Below are 18,343 nucleotides of genomic sequence, written 5' to 3'. Positions count from 1 at the left end.
ACTCCCCCTGTATCCACTGGGTGCGGCGGCTATGGCATTTCAGCGACAATGGGATGACAGTAATATTTCATTTTGATGACAGGTGGCCGCACCATTGCCGCGCAGGTCCGGGCAGGCTGCTCCCCGCTTCTCGATAGCAGGGCCAGATGACGGGAAAGTGCATGTGCCGCCGTTTTTTGGAGGACCTTTTTCCGACCCTATCTCTCGCGCATGGCTTCCTTGGCCTTGTTGATCGGCTTCATCAGATAATCGAGCACGGTCTTGCGGCCGGTGCGGATTTCGACCGTCGCGACCATGCCGGGCATGATGGCGTGGTCCTTGCCGTCTTTGGTCCGCAGGCTGGAATGCCGGGTGCGGACATAGACGCGGTAGAAGACCTGATCGCGATTGACCTCATCCTGCAAGGTGTCGGGGGAGATGCGGTCGACCGTGCCGTCCAGCGTACCGTAGATGGACGGATCATAGGCGGTGATCTTGACCGTCGCAGGCAACCCCGGACGAATGAAGGCGATGTCGCGCGGGCTGATGCGCGCTTCGATGAGCAGCTTGTCCTCCAGCGGCACGATCTCCATCAGCGAACCGCCGGGCTGGAGCACACCGCCAATGGTCGTCACCTCCAGATTCTTGACGATCCCCCGCACCGGAGAGGTCAAGATAGTGCGGTTCAACTGATCGCGCCGGCCGCTCATCACCTGATCGACCACTTCCAGTTCGGCCTTGGTCTTCGCATAATCGTCATTGGCCTCGATGATGAACTGGTTGCGCAGGGAATCGAGCTTGGCCTGCAGTTCATTTTCCTGCCGCTGGAGCTGGATGACCTCGACCTTGTTGGCCGCGCCCAATTCGACCAGTGGCGTGGTCATCTGAAGCTGACGGCGGACGAGCGCGAGCGATTCCCGCAGGCTGGCCGTGGCGACCTGAAGATTCTGGCGCCGGGAACGGAGCAGTTCCATCTCCCGCTCGACCAGTCCCGGAGTCTGGCGGACCTCCGCGCCGAACCGGGGCTCTCCGCCGGTGATCTCCGCCTCCAGCCGGGCTGCCGCGGCCTCCAGCGAGCGCGCCTTGGCGACGGACTCGCCCAAGGTGGAACTGAACCGCGCGCGGTCGAGCGTCGCCAGCTTCTGGCGCGGCTGGACGATGTCCCCTTCATGGACGAAGATGCCGTCGACGATGCCGCCTTCCAGGCTCTGGATGACCTGGGAACGCGACGGAGGCGTGACCTTGCCGGGACCGACCGCGACTTCGTCCAGCGTGCCGAACCACGCCCAGACCAGAAAGGCCGTCACGCCCAGGGAAATGATGGGAATGACCCTCAGCTTCTCCGCGAAGGCTAGCCAGTCGCTCTCCTTCCCTGCCGCATCGCGCAGCAGGGGGGACGCCGTCTTCGTTTGCGTCGTCATGCCTGTGCCCCTCCCGTGACGCGGGCGCCGGCCCTGGGCCCGGCCAGCGTGGCGATCACCTTGTCCCTGGGGCCGTCCATGACCACCGCACCGCGCTCTATCACGATGATGCGATCGACCAGCCCGAGCAGTCCCGACCGGTTGGTCGTGACGATCAGCGTGCGGTCCCCCAGCCATTGGCTGAGTTCGCGCACCAGATGCCGCTCGCTATTCTCGTCCAGCGGCGCGGATGGCTCGTCCAGCAGCAGGATATTGCCCTTGCGCAGCAAGGTGCGGGCAAGCAGCAGCGTCTGGCGCTGGCCGCCCGAAAGGCCTGCGCCGCCCTCCTGCAACAGGAGGTCGAGACCCTGAGACTGGTTCTGGACGAGCGGCAGGCCACCCGTGACGGCCAGCGCCGCCACTATATCCTCGTCGCTGGCATGGGGAGCGCCGACCAGCAGGTTCTCGCGTATGGTGCCCAGGAACAGTTGCGCGCCCTGCCCCAGATAGCCGGTTTCCCTGCGAATGTCGGCCGGGTTGATCAGCGCCATGCTCGTGCCGTCGAGCAACAGCTTGCCGGAGGTCGGCCGCGCCAGCCCCGAAAGCTGGCGAAGCAATGTCGACTTGCCCGCGCCGATCTTGCCCAGCAGGGCGATCCGTTCCCCCTGCCGGATCGAGAGCCGGTCGACCCTCAATACCGCCGGCGATTCCGCGTCATAGGCATAGAGGAGATTTTCGATCTCATAATTGCCGCGCAACAGGGTGCGGCGGAGGAGCCCCGCTTCGGGATCATGATCCACGGGCTTTTCCATGATGTCGTTGAGCGCGCCGATGGCGACCTTCGCGCTCTGCCAGCGGGTGAAGACCTGCCCCAGCGGCACGAACAGCACCAGCGCGCGGCTGGTGAGGATGGAACAGGCGATGAGCGCGCCCATGGTCATGTCGCCGTCCATCACCCGATAGGCCCCCGCGACGACCACCGCCGTATAGGCAAGCTGCTGCAGGGTCTGGGACCAGTTGGAAAACAGGGCGGCGAAGAAGCGCTGCTCCGCCCCGACGCGGGCGCCGGTCACGGTGAACCGTTCCCATAGGGACTGGAAGCGCGGCTCGGCCTGCGCGGTCTTGATCTCGTCGATGCGCTCTATGGATTCCACGAGCATGGCGTTGCGCAGCGCGGCTTCCCGCATGCCCTCCTTCGCCAGCCGCCCAAGGGGAATTTGCAGGAGAAGCCCCGGCACGACGATGAGGATGAGCGCCGCCACCAGCACGAAGGTCAGCGGCCCCGCCAGCATGGTGAACAGCGCCAGGAAGAGGATGATGAAGGGCAGGTCGACCAGCGCGGACACGGTGGTGGAGGTCAGCAGTTCCCGGATCTGCTCTATGTCGCGCAACTGGGCGATGAAGGCGCCGGTCGACTTGGGCCGCGCATCGTTGCGGATGTCGAGCGCGCGGGCGAATATCCTGGAGGAGATCGCAAGGTCGGCCCGCCGTCCGATCCGGTCCACCACCACCACCCGGGAGGTGCGCAGCAGCAGTTCGAGCAGCAGCGCCATCAGCGTCCCCAGCGCAAGCACCCAAAGCGTGGGGATCGACCGGGCGGGAATGACGCGGTCCCATACCTGCATGGCGAAGAGCGACGTGCCGAAGGTCAGCAGATTGCCGAAAAGCGAGGCAAGCACGATCTCCCCATAGCCGCGCCGGTCGCTGAGCACCGTGTCCCAGAACCAGGACCGCCTGCTTTTGCGCAGGAAGGCGTCGATACGCGCATCACGCGCCCTGGTCGAAAGCGCCTCCACCAAACCGGCGCGGCCCGTCGCCTTCTCCGCAAATTCGGCGCGCGGGATTTCGAGCATGGTCTGGCCCGACAATCCGGGTACCGAAAACAGGACGCTGTCGGCGCCGCGCCGGTGGAGGACGGCAACCACCCCTTCGCGCATTTCGAACAGGGCCGGCAGCATCATGTCCGGCACCTCGTCAGGCCGGACATCGATCAGGTCGAGCTGGATTCCGGACAGCCGGGCCGCCTGCCGCAATTCGTCGCGCGGGTCGCCCTCATGGCCGGACCATGCCAGCCGGCCGGTCAGCTCCGCCTCCGTCAACCCTATCCCTTTCAGGCCGGCAAGCGCGACGATGGCCGCGATCCAATTGCGTCCTGCGCCGATTTCCCGATCAGCCATCGCCATCGTCCTGTGTCATGCTGGAGGGCAGGCCAAGCGATTGCCGAAGCTGGCCGAAGACATTCTCATATTGGACCCGCGCACCCAATATGTCGTATTCCGCCGCGATCCTGGCGCTCGCCGCGCGGTAGATTTCCAGTTCGGCATTCAGCAGTTCAGTGAGGCTGCGCTTGCCGAGCTTATATTCCTCCAGGAAGATCGCGCTGGCATCGACGGCCTGCTGTTCCTGGCGGCGATAGGCCCGGATGCGCAGATAACCGCCCCTGATCTGCTCCCGCGCGGCGAGGGCCCGGCCGCGGATGTCGAGGATCGTCGACTCCTTCGTCGCCTGCGCTGCGCGACGGTCTTCCTCGGCCGCCTTCACGGCATAACGGTTGGACCGGCGAACCAGGTCGCCGGTCACCGTCACCATGGCGGAAAAGGCGTCGTCCCTGTTGTTGTAGGTATAATTGTTACGGCTGTAGCCAAGCTGGATGCCAAGGCGCGGGAAGCGCTCGGCCCGCGCCTGCCCTACCCGCGCCGATGCCGCCTGTTCGGCCTGTTCGGCGGCGGCCACGGCAGGCAATGTGGCGAAATCAGGCTCCCCGTCATGGGACGCGAACCGTTCGATCGCCTGCGCCGGATCGTCATAGGCCTCCGGCATGACGCCGATCAGATTGGCCAGCGTCACCTTGGCCGCCGTCAGCGACGATCCGGCCTGGATCTGGTCGCCGCGGGCGCTTTCCACCCGCACATCGGCCAGCAACAGGTCGGAACGATCGGAAAGCCCGGCATCCACCCGCAACTGGATCAGCATCTGGAGATGCTCCAGCGACTGGACATGCTTTGCGGTTTCGAGTTCCAGCAGCTCGAACCGCTTCACGTCGAGATAGGCGAGCGCGCCTGTCTCCGCCAACTGGTCGGCCGCCGATTCCAGTTCGAACCGGCGCTGCTTCTCGGTCGAACGGGCATAGCCGATCTCTCCCTTCGTCCGGCCGAAGTCCCAGGCAAGCTGGTTGAGCGTCAGGCTGGGCCCCGCCATATTGTCGTTGAGGCCGGAGCCGCTTTTGCCCGACAGCATATTGGGCCCTAGGTTCGCCTGATAGGAAAGCTGCGGCGTCCACAGGCTGCGCGCCGCCCCCAGATCGGCCCGCCCCCGGGCCAATGTGGCGCGGGCGCGGGCGAGATCGGGATGGCGGGCAAGCGTCAGCCCTACCGCATCGGCAAGGCCGATCCTGCTGCCATGGGCTGGAGGGGGATCGGCGACGGGATCGGCGGGCGCGGCGGAAGCGGCACCGGCATGGAGCGCTTCCGCCAGGGCAAAGCCAAGGAGCATGAGAATCTTCCCGGCCGAGGGCGGGAAAATCCCTTTCCGCTTCCGCATCAGTGGCCCCTCTCCCGCCCCTGCCCTCTGGCAGGTGACGGCATCAAACCACCACCAGCACGGGATCTTCGATGAGCACGGTCGTGGTTCCCAGACTATATTGCTCATAGGCGTGATTATCGACCAGCGCCTGGCCGACATGGACCGCACCGGTCATGGTCACGCTGTCGTTATTCTCGCCCGTGATGATGAGTTGCCGGTTCGCATCCGTCGCCTGGATGATGCCGGCCTCCGTCAAGGTGAGGCTGTGTCCGGTGTCGCCCACGCCCAGGTCGATCCGTTCCATATTGCGGATATTGGTCGCCGCATCGAGGTTCAGCGACACGCTGCTGTCGCCGCGGACGAGCAGCGCATCAGCGCCCGCCCCGCCGTCGATCAGCGTATCGGCCGCGTCGAACAGCAATATGTCGTTCCCGGTGCCGCCGTCCAATGTGTCGGCGCCGGCGCCGCCACGCAATATGTCGTTGCCGCCGCCGCCCTGGAGAATATCGGCGCCGCCATAGCCGTAGAGATGCTCATTGGCGGCGGTGCCGGTCAATATGTTGACGCCGGCCGTGCCCTCCAAAATGGTCGGATCGCTGCTGCCGCCAAGCAGGGTGTTGAGCAGATTGGCGTCGAGCAGACTGGCCGCATTGTCCGTCCGCGACGCGCCGGCCGTATCGGTCGCCGTGATGCTGATGCCTGACAGCAGGTTCACGTTGAGACCAAGCGGTGAATTGAAATGCACCGCCCTCAGCAATTCGTTGATGGCCATATTGTCGATCGGCCCGCCATCCAGCGCCGTTATAGTCATGGTCGAGGAGATGGTGGAGACGGGCGTCCCCAGCACGGTCACGAACTGGTTGTTGACGTTGACCGCAAGGCCGAGTTCGGTCGCCAGATCCTGCGACACGGTGAAGACCTGCGTGCCGACGGTCAGCAGGGGCGTAAAGTCCAGCACGACGCTTTGCAGGCTGTTCTCCGGATCGATCGCCACGAAGGCCTGGCTGCCGATGTCGAGCAGGCCCAGGGCTTCCGCACTGACAAGCCCCAGCAGGCTGCTGTCCGATGCCAGGACGATGGGCGCGTCGTTGACGTTCGTGATGGTGATCGGCTGGGCGGCCGTGGAGCCCACATTACCGACCGCATCCACGACGCGCACGTTCACCACATGGCCGCCGGCGCCGAGCGTGCCGGGACCGTAGGACCAGCTGGTGCCGCTGGTCGCCGCCTGCGTCCAGGTGGCGCCGCCATCCAGGCTGACCTCGACCCGCTCCCCGCCGGCCAGCGGTGCGCTCAGCGTGCCTGTGATGGTCGGGGACGTATCGTCGGTGGCCCAGTCGCCCACCACCTGCGTGTCGTCGCGCAGGGCCGTGATCGCGACCGTGGCGGTCGGGGCGACGGTATCGATGGCTATGGCATAGGGCGCCGACGCCAGGCCCGCATTGCCCACGGCATCCGTCACGACGGCGGTGAAGCTGTGCGGTCCATTGCCCAAGGGCGTTGTCGGCGTAAAATTCCAGTTGCCCGATCCATCCGCCGTTGCGGTGCCCAGCAGCGTGCCGCCATCATAGACGGAAACGTTGGCGTTCGCCTCCGCGCCTGTTCCCGAAATGGTCGGCGTCGTGTCGTCCGTCGCCCCTCCCAGAGCCACCGCGCCCAGCACCGAGCCCACATTGTCGCTGACGCCGGTAATCGTCGGCGCGGCCGGGACGGTGAGGTCTATCGTCAGCGCATAAGGCGTCGAGGCAATGCTGGCATTGCCTGCTGCGTCGACGCCAACGGCGGTGAAGCTGTGCGGCCCCTCGCCCAGCGGAGCGGTGGGCGTGAAATTCCAGTTGCCCGAAACGTCCGCCGTCGCCGTGCCCAGCAGGGTGCTGCCGTCATAGACCGAAACGGTCCCGTTCGCTTCCGCACCGGTTCCGGAAAGGGTCGGCGTCGTGTCGTCGGTCGACCCTCCCGAAATCACGCCGCCTAGGATCGAACCGGCATTGTCGCTGGCCCCGGTGATCGTCGGCACGGGCGGCACGGTCAGGTCTATCGTGACCGCATAGGCCGCCGAAGCGAGGCTGACATTGCCCGCCGCATCGGTCGCCGTGGCGGTGAAGCTGTGCAAGCCCTCGCCCAGCGGCGTGGTCGGCGTGAAGCTCCAATTGCCCGAAGCATCCGCCGTCGCCGTACCCAGCAGGATATTGCCGTCGTAGATCGAGATGCTTGCGTTCGCCTCTGCGCCGGTTCCGGAGAGAGTGGGCGTGGTGTCGTCAGTCGTTCCGCCCGAGATCACGCCGCCAAGGACCGAACCCGCATTGTCGGTCATGCCGGTGATCGTCGGAATGGAGGCGACGGTATCGACGGTCAAGGCATAGGCCGCTGAAGCCGCGCTCTCATTCCCCGCCGCATCCGTGGCCGTGACGGTGAAGCTGTGCGAACCCGCACCCAGCGGCGTGGTCGGCGTGAAGCTCCAATTGCCCAAAGCGTCCGACGTCGCCGTGCCCAGCAGGGTGCTGCCGTCATAGACCGAAATAATGGCATTCGCCTCGACCCCGAGTCCCGACAGGGTAGGCGTCGCATCGTCCGTGATCCCGCCATTGGCGACAGGGCCGAGGATCGACCCGGCATCGTCGGCCACCGCCGCTATCGACGGCACCGCAGGCGGCGTGGTGTCGAGGCCGGTATTGACGGTCACTGCACCGGCAAGCGAGCTATTGCCCGCAGCATCGGTCGCAATCGCGTTGACGACCGTTCCATTCGCCAGCGGGGAAGCCAGGGTGATGCTCCAATCGCCCGAGGCGTCCGCGGTCGTGGTCTCATCGAACACGCCATCGCCATCGGTGTCGAGGTCGATGATCGCGCCGGCTTCCGCGATACCCGATAGCGTGGTTCCGTCGGACGGAGCCAGAATCGGCGCGGCCGGAGCGCTGGTGTCGACGGTCAGCACATAGGCGGCAGACGCCGCGCTGACATTGCCTGCCGCGTCGGTCGCCGTGACGGTGAAGCTGTGCGTCCCCTCGCCCAGCGGCGCGGTGGGCGCGAAGCTCCAGTTGCCCGAACCGTCCGCGCTCGTCGTGCCCAGCAAGGTGCTGCCGTCGTAGACGGAGACAATGGCATTCGCCTCTACGCCCGTTCCCGAGAGGGTCGGAACCGTGTCATCCGTGCTGCCGCCATTGGCGATGGGGCCCAGGATCGCGCCGACATCATCGGCTACGCCGCCAATTCCGGGAATGGCTGGAGGAGTCGTATCCAGACCTGTATCGGCGGTCACCGTATCGGGGGTGGAGCTGTTGCCTGCCGCATCGATAGCGATGGCGGTCACCACCGTTCCATTTGCGAACGGCGATGCCGGCGTAATGCTCCAATCGCCCGATGCGTCCACCGTCGTCGTCTCGTCGGATATGCCGTCACCGTCGGTATCCAGAGCGATGGTCGCTCCAGCCTCCGCAGTGCCCGATATTGTCGTGCCGTCGGTCGGGGCAAGCACAGGCGTTGCCGGAGCACTGGTATCGACGGTCAGGACATAGGCGGCCGATGCCGCGCTGACATTGCCCGCCGCGTCGGTTGCTGTGACGGTCAGGCTATGCGTTCCCTCACCCAGCGGCGCGGTGGGGGTGAAGTTCCAGTTGCCCGAACCGTCCACCGCGGCCGTGCCCAGCAGCGTGCCGCCGTCGTAAACGGAGACGATGGCATTCGCTTCGACGCCGGTTCCCGACAACGTTGGCGTCATGTCATCCGTGCTGCCGCCATTGGCGACAGCGCCAAGGATCGCGCCGACATCGTCGGCTACGGCGCCGATGGTCGGAATGGCGGGGGGCGTAGTGTCGAGTCCGGTATCGACGGTCACCGTATCGGGCGTGGAGCTGTTGCCAGCCGCATCCGTGGCGATGGCGCTGATCACCGTACCGTTCGCCAGCGGCGAAGCCAAGGTGATGCTCCAGTCACCCGATGCGTCCGCGACCGTCGTCGCATCGGACAGGCCGTCGCCATCCGTGTCGAGATCGATGGTCGCCCCGCCCTCCGCCGAGCCCGAAACCGTCGTCCCGTCGGTAGGCGCGAGCAGCGGCGCAGCCGGGGCGCTGGTGTCGACGGTCAGGACATAGGCGGCGGACGCCGCGCTGACATTGCCCGTCCCATCCGTCGCCGTGACGGTGAAGCTGTGCGTCCCTTCCAACAGTGGCGTGGTGGGCGTGAAGTTCCAGTTGCCGGAGGTGTCTGCAACGACTGTCCCAAGCAAGGCGCCGCCGTCATAGACAGAGACGATGGCGTTCGCCTCTACTCCGCTTCCCGACAGCGTCGGCGTCGTATCATCCGTGCTGCCCCCATTGGCGACAGGGCCGGTCGTCGTGCCGACATCGTCGACTACATTGCCCACCACGGGGATCGCAGGCGCAGTGGCGTCGACCACGACCGTCGCAGGGGACGATGTGTTGCCGGACGGATCGGTCGCAACGACCTCCACCGTCGTGCCGTCGGCAATGGGTGTCGCCGGCACATGGCTCCAATTGCCTTGGTCATCGACAGGAACCGTCGTGTCGATAGTGCCGTCGCCATCGCTATCGATGCCGACAGTCGCGCCGGGCTCCGCCGTTCCGGTCAATTCGGTCCCGTTGCTCGGATCGACGAGCGGAGCGGCGGGGGGCACGGCGTCAATGTCGATGCTGGCGGGCGCGGAGCTGTTTCCCACCGCATCGGTCGCAACGGCCGTCACCGTCGTCCCATCTGGAATCGGCGTCGAAGGCGTATAGTTCCAGTTACCGGACGCATCGGCCGTGGTCGTCGCATCGACGTCGCCGTCGCCATCCAGATCCAGCCCGATCGTGGCCCCTGCCTCAGCCGTACCGCCGAGCGCCGTGCCGTTGCTGGGATTGATCACCGGCGCCGGCGGAGCGGCCGCGTCCACCGTCACGCTGGTCGATGGCGACGCATTGCCCGCCGCATCCACTGCCGTAACCCGCACCGTCACACCATCGCCGATGGGCGTGGCCGGCGTATAGCTCCACCGGCCGGCATTGTCAGCGGTAGCCGTCGCATCGACCGAGCCGTCGCCATTGACGTCGATGCGCACCGTCGAACCCGCTTCCGCAGAGCCCGACAAGCTACGGCCATTTGTCGGCGCCACGGTCGGCGCTGCCGGGGGCGTGCTATCCACAGCCGTCCCGCCATCCGACCCACCCCCACCACCACCGCCGCCGCCAGCAGCAGCCGCGACGCCGATGCCGGCGGCCACCGCCCCCAATCCCGCCAGCAGGCCGCCGCTCAGGCCCCCCGCAGCGCCTGCGGGGGCGAAGGAATAGCTCAGGGCTTCGGTGGTCGTGTCGGTGGGCAGATAGCAGGCTTCGCTGCCCAGATCGGTCAGCCACTGCTGCCCATTGCCTGGTTCGAGGAAAATAAGGTCGGCAATGTCTCCCGGCGGACAATTGAAATAACCCTCCAGCCGGACCGCCGTACCGTCGGCAAAATGCAGGATCAGATCATCCCCTTCACGCCGCATCGCCGTCACCTCGCTGCGCGCAGCCGTCACCTTGATCGCTGAGCCGCCCTGGGCCTGGATCACGGCATTTTGTTGCTGAACGACGTGGGTTTGGGTCGCACCCGTCTGACGAACGGTGATGTCGATGCGCTTGTCCATGGACTACCTCCCTTGCAGAGAAGGTCGAATTCCAAAGATAATAGAAAGTTCCACCACAGTTGAGTAAAAACTTTTATGTTACTTAATATTACTTACTGTTATTTTTTATTTACAAAATTGACCATATGTTTATTTTTCAGCATTATATTCAAGATATTGCCTTATACATATTCATTTTTATTTATATAAATTCGATATTGAAATATTATAACAATTTTTCCAATTTATTTACTATAGTTTTAGTGAGATGGTCAGGTAATCAAGATTTTCTCTTACATTTACGGCAAGTTCGGAATGTAGCCGTCGGCAATGTTGCGCTTGAAAACCCGCACACCCGCCATCGCGAGTACCAAACAAAAATGTGGCGGAGCCAGGATCGCACATCTCGCAACAGCTCTGCCAAGGCGGAATGAGGGGCGGTTTTTCCCGTAGGCGAAAGACAAAACTTGCTGTAAAACAATGCAAAATCACAAATCGGACAGACATGCCGGTTTTCCCGTCATGATGCCCAAAAGGAGTTTGGAGGGAGTTTCGCGTGAACAAGCGCTTCGACCATCGCGCGTTCACTCTAGCCAGGGATGAGGCATGCAGCACTCCATCCAGAGAAACGCTCATGAGCGTGGCCAGCTTCACCCAGGACGCGACTTTGGCCGAACTGCTCGGCGAGGAATTGGAGGCGCATTCGATCGCGCTGTCGCATCACATGACCCGCGACCGCATCTTGCCGCAGATGGCGGCGGCCTCCGTAGACGTGGCGATCGTCGACGATCATGACGGCTGGAGCCGGACGCTCTCGCTCATACAATCTCTCCGCGCCGCGACTCCGGTGGGCATCATCCTTCTTTCCGAGCGGACGGCCAGGGACGATCGTCTTCTCGCCCTGTCACTGGGAGCCGATCACGTCCTGGCCAAACCGCTCGACATGGCCGAACTGCTGGCCATCCTCCGCAACATGTCGCGTTTTGCGGCAGCCGGACGGCATCCGCCCCGTGTGGATGAGGAAAATGACAGTTGGACGCTCGACCATGTGCACTGGCGCCTCATCGCGCCCAGTGACGAAGGCATAAACCTGTCGACGTCCGAATTCGCCGTGCTCAGCCGGCTGATGCACAATCCCGGCATCGAGCAGCCCCGCGAACAGCTCGCGCAACATCTTCATGCCCGCAGAAGCGCCGGAAACATGCGGGCGCTGGACGTCCTGATCTCCAAGCTGCGCGCCAAGGTCGAGCGCGAAACCGGACGGTCCCTGCCGCTGCGTTCGGCCCGCGGCATCGGATATGTCTTCGTCGGCGCCGTGACGGCATCCAGGGCAGCCCAGCTTCAGGCCCCTGCCGACAGGACAGCAAACGGCTATGTTCTCCGGACCGACGACAGGTGATCGCAATCTTGCGATCCATCGCTCTGCGCCGGCATGATCGATGCACGACAGGGACGGCCGTCAGAGCCGCCCCTGTTGCGGCAATGCCTTAGAGCCAATCGACATTCAGCCCTGACGGCCTGCAAATGACGCTTTTCCCTGCTTCCGGTGCTCACCTACTTTGAGTAGGCGGCGCTCCGGGTCACGGAAAACCACCATTTTACCTTCGGTGGCCTTCGGCTCGGCTCGTCATCTTCTGAATGTCCATTGGCTCTAGGGCGCCTTGACTGCTTCGGCCGCGGCGAGCACCCTCAGGACATTGCCGGACCAGATCTTCTGGACGTCCGCCTCGCTATAGCCCGCCTTGAGCAGGGCGGCGGTGATCCGGGGCAGGTCGACCACATCCTCCAGCCCGACGACGCCGCCGCCGCCATCCCAGTCCAACCCGATGCCGACATGGTCCGGCCCCACCACCTTCAACGCATGGAGCATGTGCGCCATGAAATCGTCGAAGGTCGCCCGGTCCGTCTCCGGATAGAGCCGGTCGATCTCCTGCCGCTTCGCCAGCAGTTCGGCGCGCTTTTCGGGCGACAGCTTGGCATCCTCGCGCAACTGGCCGAACAGCGCCTTCAGCGCTTCCTGCCGCTGCGGGTTGGGCTTGGATGCGCGCAGATAGGCGCCATAGGCGTTCATCTGGATCACCCCGCCCTTTGCGGCCAGCGCCTTCAGATGTTCATCGTCGATGTTGCGCGGATGGTCGTAAATCGCCTTGCACCCGGAATGGGTCAGCAGCACCGGCGAGGTGGAAAGCGCCAGCAGATCGTCCAGCACCTGATCGCTGCTGTGCGACGCATCCGGGACGATGCCGAGGCGGTTCATCTCCTTCAGCAGTTCCTTGCCCAGCGGGCTGAGGCCGCCATAGCGCGGCTTCTTCGACGGATCGGTCGAACTGTCCGCGAACTGGTTATGCGCGAAATGAGCGAAGCCCGACACGCGAACGCCCATGTCGTAGAAGGTCTTGAGCAGCGACACGTCCTCGCCCAGCGGATAGGCGTTTTCGATGGACATGAAGACGACCCGCTTGCCGGACGCCGCAATAGGCGCGGCATCCTTGGCCTCCAGCGCCAGCGTGAAATTCGCTGGGTCCGCCGCGACCATCTCGCGGATCGAGACCCCGCGCAGCAGCGCGAAGTCGCGCGATTTGCGGAACCCTTCCTCCGTCAACGGCCCCTGCGGCGTGTAGATCGCCCAGAAACCGCCGTCGAGGCCGCCCTTCTTCATGCGCGGCAGGTCGACCTGGGTATAGTCGCTATGAACCCCATGCTCCTCCTCGATCGACCAGCCCGGCAGGTCGAGCGAGGCAGGCGTATCGAGATGACTGTCGAGCGTCAGCATTTTCTGGTGAAGCTGATAGACCTTCTTCGGCACCTCCTGCGCCTGCACCGCAATGGGGAGCAGCGCCACCAGCGCCGCCCCCGCCATCATCCTTTTCCGCATCAAATCTCGCCCGAAATGGTGAACTGGAAGGTGCGTGGGGACAATGGCCGGAAGAAACCGTCGCCCGTCACGGAAGAGGAGATAAAGGACAATCTGTCTTTATCGAAGATATTATCGACGTTGAGCCGTGCCTTGATGCTCTTGAGCGGGCCGAAGCTCCAGCCGTCGCCGATGTCGACATAGGCGTTGAATACGGTGAAGCCCGGTATGCTAGATCCGGCCGCATTGGTAAATGTCGACCAGCGACGAGAGGTATATTTGCCGGATATGTTGGCGACCAACCAGCTTGCCGGCTCAACCGTCACGCCGCCGCTGACGATCCATTTTGCGCTGTCGGGGATATATTTATCAGCGATCAGGATTGGCGTGGCAGCCGGAATGTCATCCTTGAACTTGGCATTGTTGTAGGTGACGTTGAGATTCCCATAGGCAAGACCATCAAGGAAAGCGGGCTTGTAGGTGCCACTGAACTCCAGGCCATATGCACGAACGCGGCCAACATTCTGGAAGAAGGTTTCTGTGGCCGCACCGCCGCTGCCCGGCAGGATCGTGGTGATCGATTGAATGCGGTTCTTGAACTTCGTGTAGAAGCCCGCAAGCGAGGCGTAAAGCTGGCCCTGATTAGTGCGGATGCCGAATTCCATGTTGGTCGAACGTTCCGGAGCGGGCTGCGGGATCAGGGCCCCAAGCGGGCGGATGACGGAATAAATATCGTCCATTCCCTTGGGCAGGGCCATGTTTTCCGCGTAGGATGCGAAGAGCTGCGTGCGCCCATCCAGCTTATAGAGCACACCGGCCATCGGCAGGAACATATCCTTGTAATGGGCATTGTTGTAGCTGACGCCATAGCCTGGGACGAAACGCCCACTGACGGTGCGATAATAATCGTCGAAATCGCGATAGCCACGGTAGCTATAGTCAAGCATCAGCCCCTTGAAGCCCAAGTCGAGCACCAGCGCCTCATCTGCCAGCTTGAGCGTATCCTTCAGGAAGACCTGTAGCGTATCGCGCTGCGACCGATAGTCACGGCGCAGATAGACCAGTTCGTTCAGCAGAGGCGCACCGTCGGGAGCACCGTTGACCGTATTATAACGGGCTTGGGTGCGATGATATTTATCGGTCTCTGCCCAGACGCCAGCCTCGATCGTGTTGACCCCCATTTCCCAATGCAGCTTGGACGTGATGCCGTAGCGGTCGCCGCCTACGCCTGAACGGCCGAACTCGACGCCCCGCGGAGCTACCACAGGCAGGCCGACGGCGGCCTGACCATTATAGCGGCTAAGCGAATTGGCATAGGTATCGGGCGACACGCCATAGCCGCCCTTGTCTTCCCAATAGAGCGTCGATTCCGCCCAGACGCCTTCTGCAATACCGGCATGGAAAGTAGCGCCATAAAGCTTGTCCTTACGCACATTGATGGCAAGGTTGTAAACTTGGGCATAGTTGGAGTTGGAGTAATAGACACCCGGCACTGTCGGCGCAAAGCCGGGGGTCGTATTGGGCACATTTTCGATATAGGCGAAGTCACGACCGCAGGCGCCGACCACGCTCTTCACAGTGCAATTATATTGGCCCCGCGAAATGGTAGGCGAGTCATAGTCGAAGAAGTCGTTCGACACGAATTTGAACCGCGCCCAGCTATCGCCGCCGAGGTCGGCATGGACCTGCGCCTCCCAATGTTCGCGGTCGACCGATCCGGGGCCGCGCCACAGGTCGCTGTCCAGCTTCGTGCGGCTGACATAGGCCTTGAACGGTCCCACCCGTCCAGTGCTCGCGCGGATGAAGGTGCGCTTCATGTCGAAGTCACCGAAGCTTTGGGAAACGAACAGGCCCATCTCGTCCTGCGGCGCGATGCTGTTATATTGGACGACAGGGCCCAATGTCGAATAGCTGGGCAAGCCGACGTCGCCTGCGCCGATGGCGGCTTCCACAACGCCCAGATTCTCATTGTCGACATAGCGGAAAACCGGGCTGCCGCCGAAGGCGTCGCTGCGTCCCGTGGGAATGCCGTCCACCACGAAACCGATCTGATCGAGGTTGAAGGCACGGGTCTGGACGCTGTTGCCGAACTCGTAGAGGCCGAGAGCGCCGTCGGTCTGCACGTTGAAGCCGGGCAGTTGCTCAAGCATCTTCAGGCCCGAAATACCGGAGGGCGCCGACAGCAAGGCCTCACGTGTGACCGCCACCACATTGCTCACCTTATCCTCACCGATCGCTTCCGATGACTGGGAAATGCGGCGGCCGGTGACGGTGATTGTGCCGGCATCGTCTTCCGCATCGGGCTCCTGCGCCCAGGCATGGGGTGAGACAAGACCGACACAACAGGAAAGCAGCAATGCGGCACGACGGACGGACAAGAACTTTTGCATAAATGGCTCCCTTTCGGCCCTTTTCGGGCAGTTATGGGCCGATCAGGCATGCACCGCGCCACAGGGCGCAGTGCGACATCTCTCCACATGACGGACAGGCCGGACGCATCGCTGCGCCCAGCCGATTTCTCAGTTTTCTTGTGAAACGAAATGATGGTGAAAATCCGCCAGGGACAAATGAGTAATTCTCATTCCGCAACGAATTTTCATGCGCCGCTGTCCGTCGCATCCCGCCTTACGCGGGAAGAATGCGTCCAGCCCCTTCTAGAGCCTCACCCCGTTCAGGCGCAGCGCATTGCCGACGACGCTGACCGACGACAGAGCCATAGCCGCAGCCGCGATCACGGGGGACAGCAGGATGCCGAACAGAGGATAGAGCAGACCTGCGGCAATCGGCACGCCAGCGGCGTTGTAGATGAAAGCGAAGAACAGGTTCTGGCGGATGTTCGACATGGTCGCCTGACTGAGCGCCCGTGCGCGGACTATGCCGGTAAGGTCGCCCCGAAGCAGCGTCACTCCGGCGCTTTCGATCGCCACATCGGTGCCCGACCCCATGGCGATCCCGACATCGGCGGCCGCCAGTGCCGGAGCATCGTTCACGCCGTCCCCCGCCATCGCGACGACATGGCCCTCGCTCCTGAGCCGGGCGACCACGGCGCTTTTCTGGTCCGGCAGAACCTCTGCCTCCACCTGGTCGATCCCCAGCCGCCGGGCGACCGCCTGCGCCGTGGTGCGATTATCGCCGGTCAGCATCACGACGGCGACGCCCTTCCCCCGCAGCGCAGCCAGCGCCTCCTCCGTCGTCCGCTTCACCGCATCGGCAATCGCGAAGATGCCCGCGACGGTCCCGTCGACGCCGATGAAAATGGCGGTCGCGCCGTCATGGCGCAGGGCATCGGCCTGCCCGGCCAATGCTTCCGCCGGAACGCCATATTCTTCGAGGAAGCGGGCATTGCCGAGCAATATCCGCTTGCCCTCGACCATGCCGACCGCCCCCTTGCCCGTGGGGGAATCGAACTGTTCCACCTGCGGCGGCGCCAATCCCCGCGCCTCCGCGGCAATGACGATCGCCTGCGCCAGGGGGTGCTCGGACGCCCGCTCCACCCCGGCGGCGAGCCGAAGCAACGCATCCTCTTCAAAGCCCGGAGCTGCGACGACGCCGGTGAGCGACGGCTTTCCCTCCGTAAGTGTGCCGGTCTTGTCGACGACCAGCATGTCGACCTTTTCCATCCGTTCCAACGCTTCGGCATTCTTGATCAGCACGCCAAGCCCCGCGCCGCGACCGATGCCCACCATGATCGACATGGGCGTGGCCAGTCCAAGGGCGCAGGGGCAGGCGATGATCAGCACGGCCACCGCGACGATCAGGCCATGGGCGAAGCGCGGCTCCGGCCCCCATATCGCCCAGGCGACAAAGGCGACCGCAGCGATCAACAGCACGGCAGGGACGAACCATCCTGCCACCTGGTCCGCCAGGCGCTGGATCGGCGCGCGGGATCGCTGTGCATCCGCGACCATCCGCACGATGCGGGCGAGCATGGTGTCCCGACCGACCTTCTCCGCCCGGACGACAAGCTGGCCGCTGCGGTTGAGCGTGCCGCCGATCACATGATCACCGGCAGTCTTGGTGACGGGCATGGATTCGCCGGTCACCATGGATTCATCGATGGCGGAACTGCCTTCCTCGACCAGGGCGTCGACCGGCACCTTCTCACCAGGGCGGATGCGCAGCCGGTCGCCGGGCGTGACCCGATCCACCGCCATCTCCTCGTCGCTGCCGTCCTTGCGCAGACGCCTGGCTGTCTTCGGCGCCAGGTCGAGCAGCGCCCTGATCGCACCGGAAGTACGCTCCCGCGCCCGCAATTCCAGGCATTGGCCAAGCAGCACCAGCACGGTGATCACCGCTGCCGCTTCGAAATAGACCGGAACGGTCCCCTTTTCCCGGAAGGCTTCGGGAAACAGGCCCGGCGCCAGCGCCCCCACCATGCTATAGACCCATGCCACGCCAGTGCCCATCGCGATCAGCGTGAACATGTTGAGCTTGCGCGTCCGCAGCGACCGCCATCCCTTTTCGAAAAAGGGCCGGCCGCCCCACAGCACCACCGGCGTGGCAAGCAGGAGCTGCAACCAGATGGAAAGGCGGTCGGAAACCAGGTGATGGAGCGGCGGAAAGAGGTGCCCGCCCATTTCAAGCACGAACACCGGAATGGCCAGCAGCAGGCTGATGCGGAAACGGCGGGTCATGTCGGTCAGTTCGGCGCCGTCGCCTGCCTGGGCAACGGGAACCTCAGGCTCCAGCGCCATGCCGCAGAGCGGGCAGGCTCCGGGATGGTCCCGCCGCACTTCCGGATGCATGGGACAGGTCCAGACGATGGCCTGCGCGTCCGTTTGCGGCACGATGTTCTTCCGATCCGGTTCGACAGCAGACATCAGATCCCGTTCCCTCGACCTTGCGCGACGATGCCGCGGCCCACGACTGTAGACGCCATGGCTGGATCGGCAGAAATCTCGACGGGCGGCGTCTGCGCGTCCATCAGGATAACTACGGACTCCTTCGGTCATGATATGATCTATGGGTGACGAAGAAGGCGCAAGGGAG

8 protein-coding genes are annotated in these 18,343 nt (G+C 63.9%); 1 reads left to right on the top strand and 7 read right to left on the bottom strand.

Going from position 1 to position 18,343, the window contains the following annotated elements; all coding sequences use genetic code 11:
* Positions 1-197: 197 nt before the first annotated feature.
* The 4 genes from LDB29_RS03515 to LDB29_RS03500 all read right to left on the bottom strand — a co-directional run bounded on the left by LDB29_RS03515 (position 198) and on the right by LDB29_RS03500 (position 10,521).
* Complete coding sequence (locus tag LDB29_RS03515; protein WP_037482550.1) at positions 198-1,400, bottom strand: HlyD family type I secretion periplasmic adaptor subunit; 1,203 nt, start codon at positions 1,398-1,400, stop codon at positions 198-200.
* Positions 1,397-3,556, bottom strand: a complete 2,160-nt coding sequence (locus tag LDB29_RS03510) for a type I secretion system permease/ATPase (protein WP_025549239.1) — start codon at positions 3,554-3,556, stop codon at positions 1,397-1,399. The genes LDB29_RS03515 and LDB29_RS03510 overlap by 4 nt, the downstream gene beginning before the upstream one ends.
* Complete coding sequence (locus LDB29_RS03505) at positions 3,549-4,871, bottom strand: TolC family protein (protein WP_257556139.1); 1,323 nt, start codon at positions 4,869-4,871, stop codon at positions 3,549-3,551. Before LDB29_RS03505 ends, LDB29_RS03510 begins: the two co-directional genes overlap by 8 nt.
* A 91-nt stretch (positions 4,872-4,962) precedes the next feature.
* Positions 4,963-10,521: an Ig-like domain-containing protein gene (locus tag LDB29_RS03500; protein WP_257556138.1), complete on the bottom strand. Its 5,559-nt coding sequence runs from the start codon at positions 10,519-10,521 to the stop codon at positions 4,963-4,965.
* Positions 10,522-11,134: 613 nt separating this feature from the next.
* Here LDB29_RS03500 and LDB29_RS03495 point away from each other — a divergent pair.
* Positions 11,135-11,899: a response regulator transcription factor gene (locus LDB29_RS03495; RefSeq protein WP_025549241.1), complete on the top strand. Its 765-nt coding sequence runs from the start codon at positions 11,135-11,137 to the stop codon at positions 11,897-11,899.
* A 252-nt stretch (positions 11,900-12,151) separates the two neighbouring features.
* On the opposite strand, the gene LDB29_RS03490 is transcribed toward LDB29_RS03495, so the two are convergent.
* The 3 genes from LDB29_RS03490 to LDB29_RS03480 form a co-directional block, all read right to left on the bottom strand.
* On the bottom strand, positions 12,152-13,375 hold the full coding sequence (locus tag LDB29_RS03490) for a dipeptidase (RefSeq protein ID WP_025549242.1): 1,224 nt from the start codon (positions 13,373-13,375) through the stop codon (positions 12,152-12,154).
* Positions 13,375-15,744, bottom strand: a complete 2,370-nt coding sequence (locus LDB29_RS03485; RefSeq protein ID WP_025549243.1) for a TonB-dependent receptor — start codon at positions 15,742-15,744, stop codon at positions 13,375-13,377. Before LDB29_RS03485 ends, LDB29_RS03490 begins: the two co-directional genes overlap by 1 nt.
* Positions 15,745-16,008: 264 nt before the next feature.
* On the bottom strand, positions 16,009-18,306 hold the full coding sequence (locus LDB29_RS03480; protein WP_373886301.1) for a copper-translocating P-type ATPase: 2,298 nt from the start codon (positions 18,304-18,306) through the stop codon (positions 16,009-16,011).
* Between the last annotated feature and the right edge of the window lie 37 nt (positions 18,307-18,343).

The sequence above is a fragment of the Sphingobium sp. CFD-2 genome (assembly GCF_024611135.1).
Taxonomy (GTDB): domain Bacteria; phylum Pseudomonadota; class Alphaproteobacteria; order Sphingomonadales; family Sphingomonadaceae; genus Sphingobium; species Sphingobium fuliginis.
The sequence above is the reverse complement of the archived record's forward strand: the minus strand, read 5'-3'. Positions and strand labels throughout refer to the sequence as shown.

Coding starts and splice junctions, on each gene's coding strand:
- LDB29_RS03505 (WP_257556139.1), bottom strand. CDS start 4,871: ATGCTCCTTGGCTTTGCCCTGGCGGAAGCGCTCCATGCCGGTGCCGCT.
- LDB29_RS03480 (WP_373886301.1), bottom strand. CDS start 18,306: ATGACCGAAGGAGTCCGTAGTTATCCTGATGGACGCGCAGACGCCGCC.
- LDB29_RS03510 (WP_025549239.1), bottom strand. CDS start 3,556: ATGGCTGATCGGGAAATCGGCGCAGGACGCAATTGGATCGCGGCCATC.
- LDB29_RS03495 (WP_025549241.1), top strand. CDS start 11,135: ATGAGCGTGGCCAGCTTCACCCAGGACGCGACTTTGGCCGAACTGCTC.
- LDB29_RS03515 (WP_037482550.1), bottom strand. CDS start 1,400: ATGACGACGCAAACGAAGACGGCGTCCCCCCTGCTGCGCGATGCGGCA.
- LDB29_RS03500 (WP_257556138.1), bottom strand. CDS start 10,521: ATGGACAAGCGCATCGACATCACCGTTCGTCAGACGGGTGCGACCCAA.
- LDB29_RS03490 (WP_025549242.1), bottom strand. CDS start 13,375: ATGCGGAAAAGGATGATGGCGGGGGCGGCGCTGGTGGCGCTGCTCCCC.
- LDB29_RS03485 (WP_025549243.1), bottom strand. CDS start 15,744: ATGCAAAAGTTCTTGTCCGTCCGTCGTGCCGCATTGCTGCTTTCCTGT.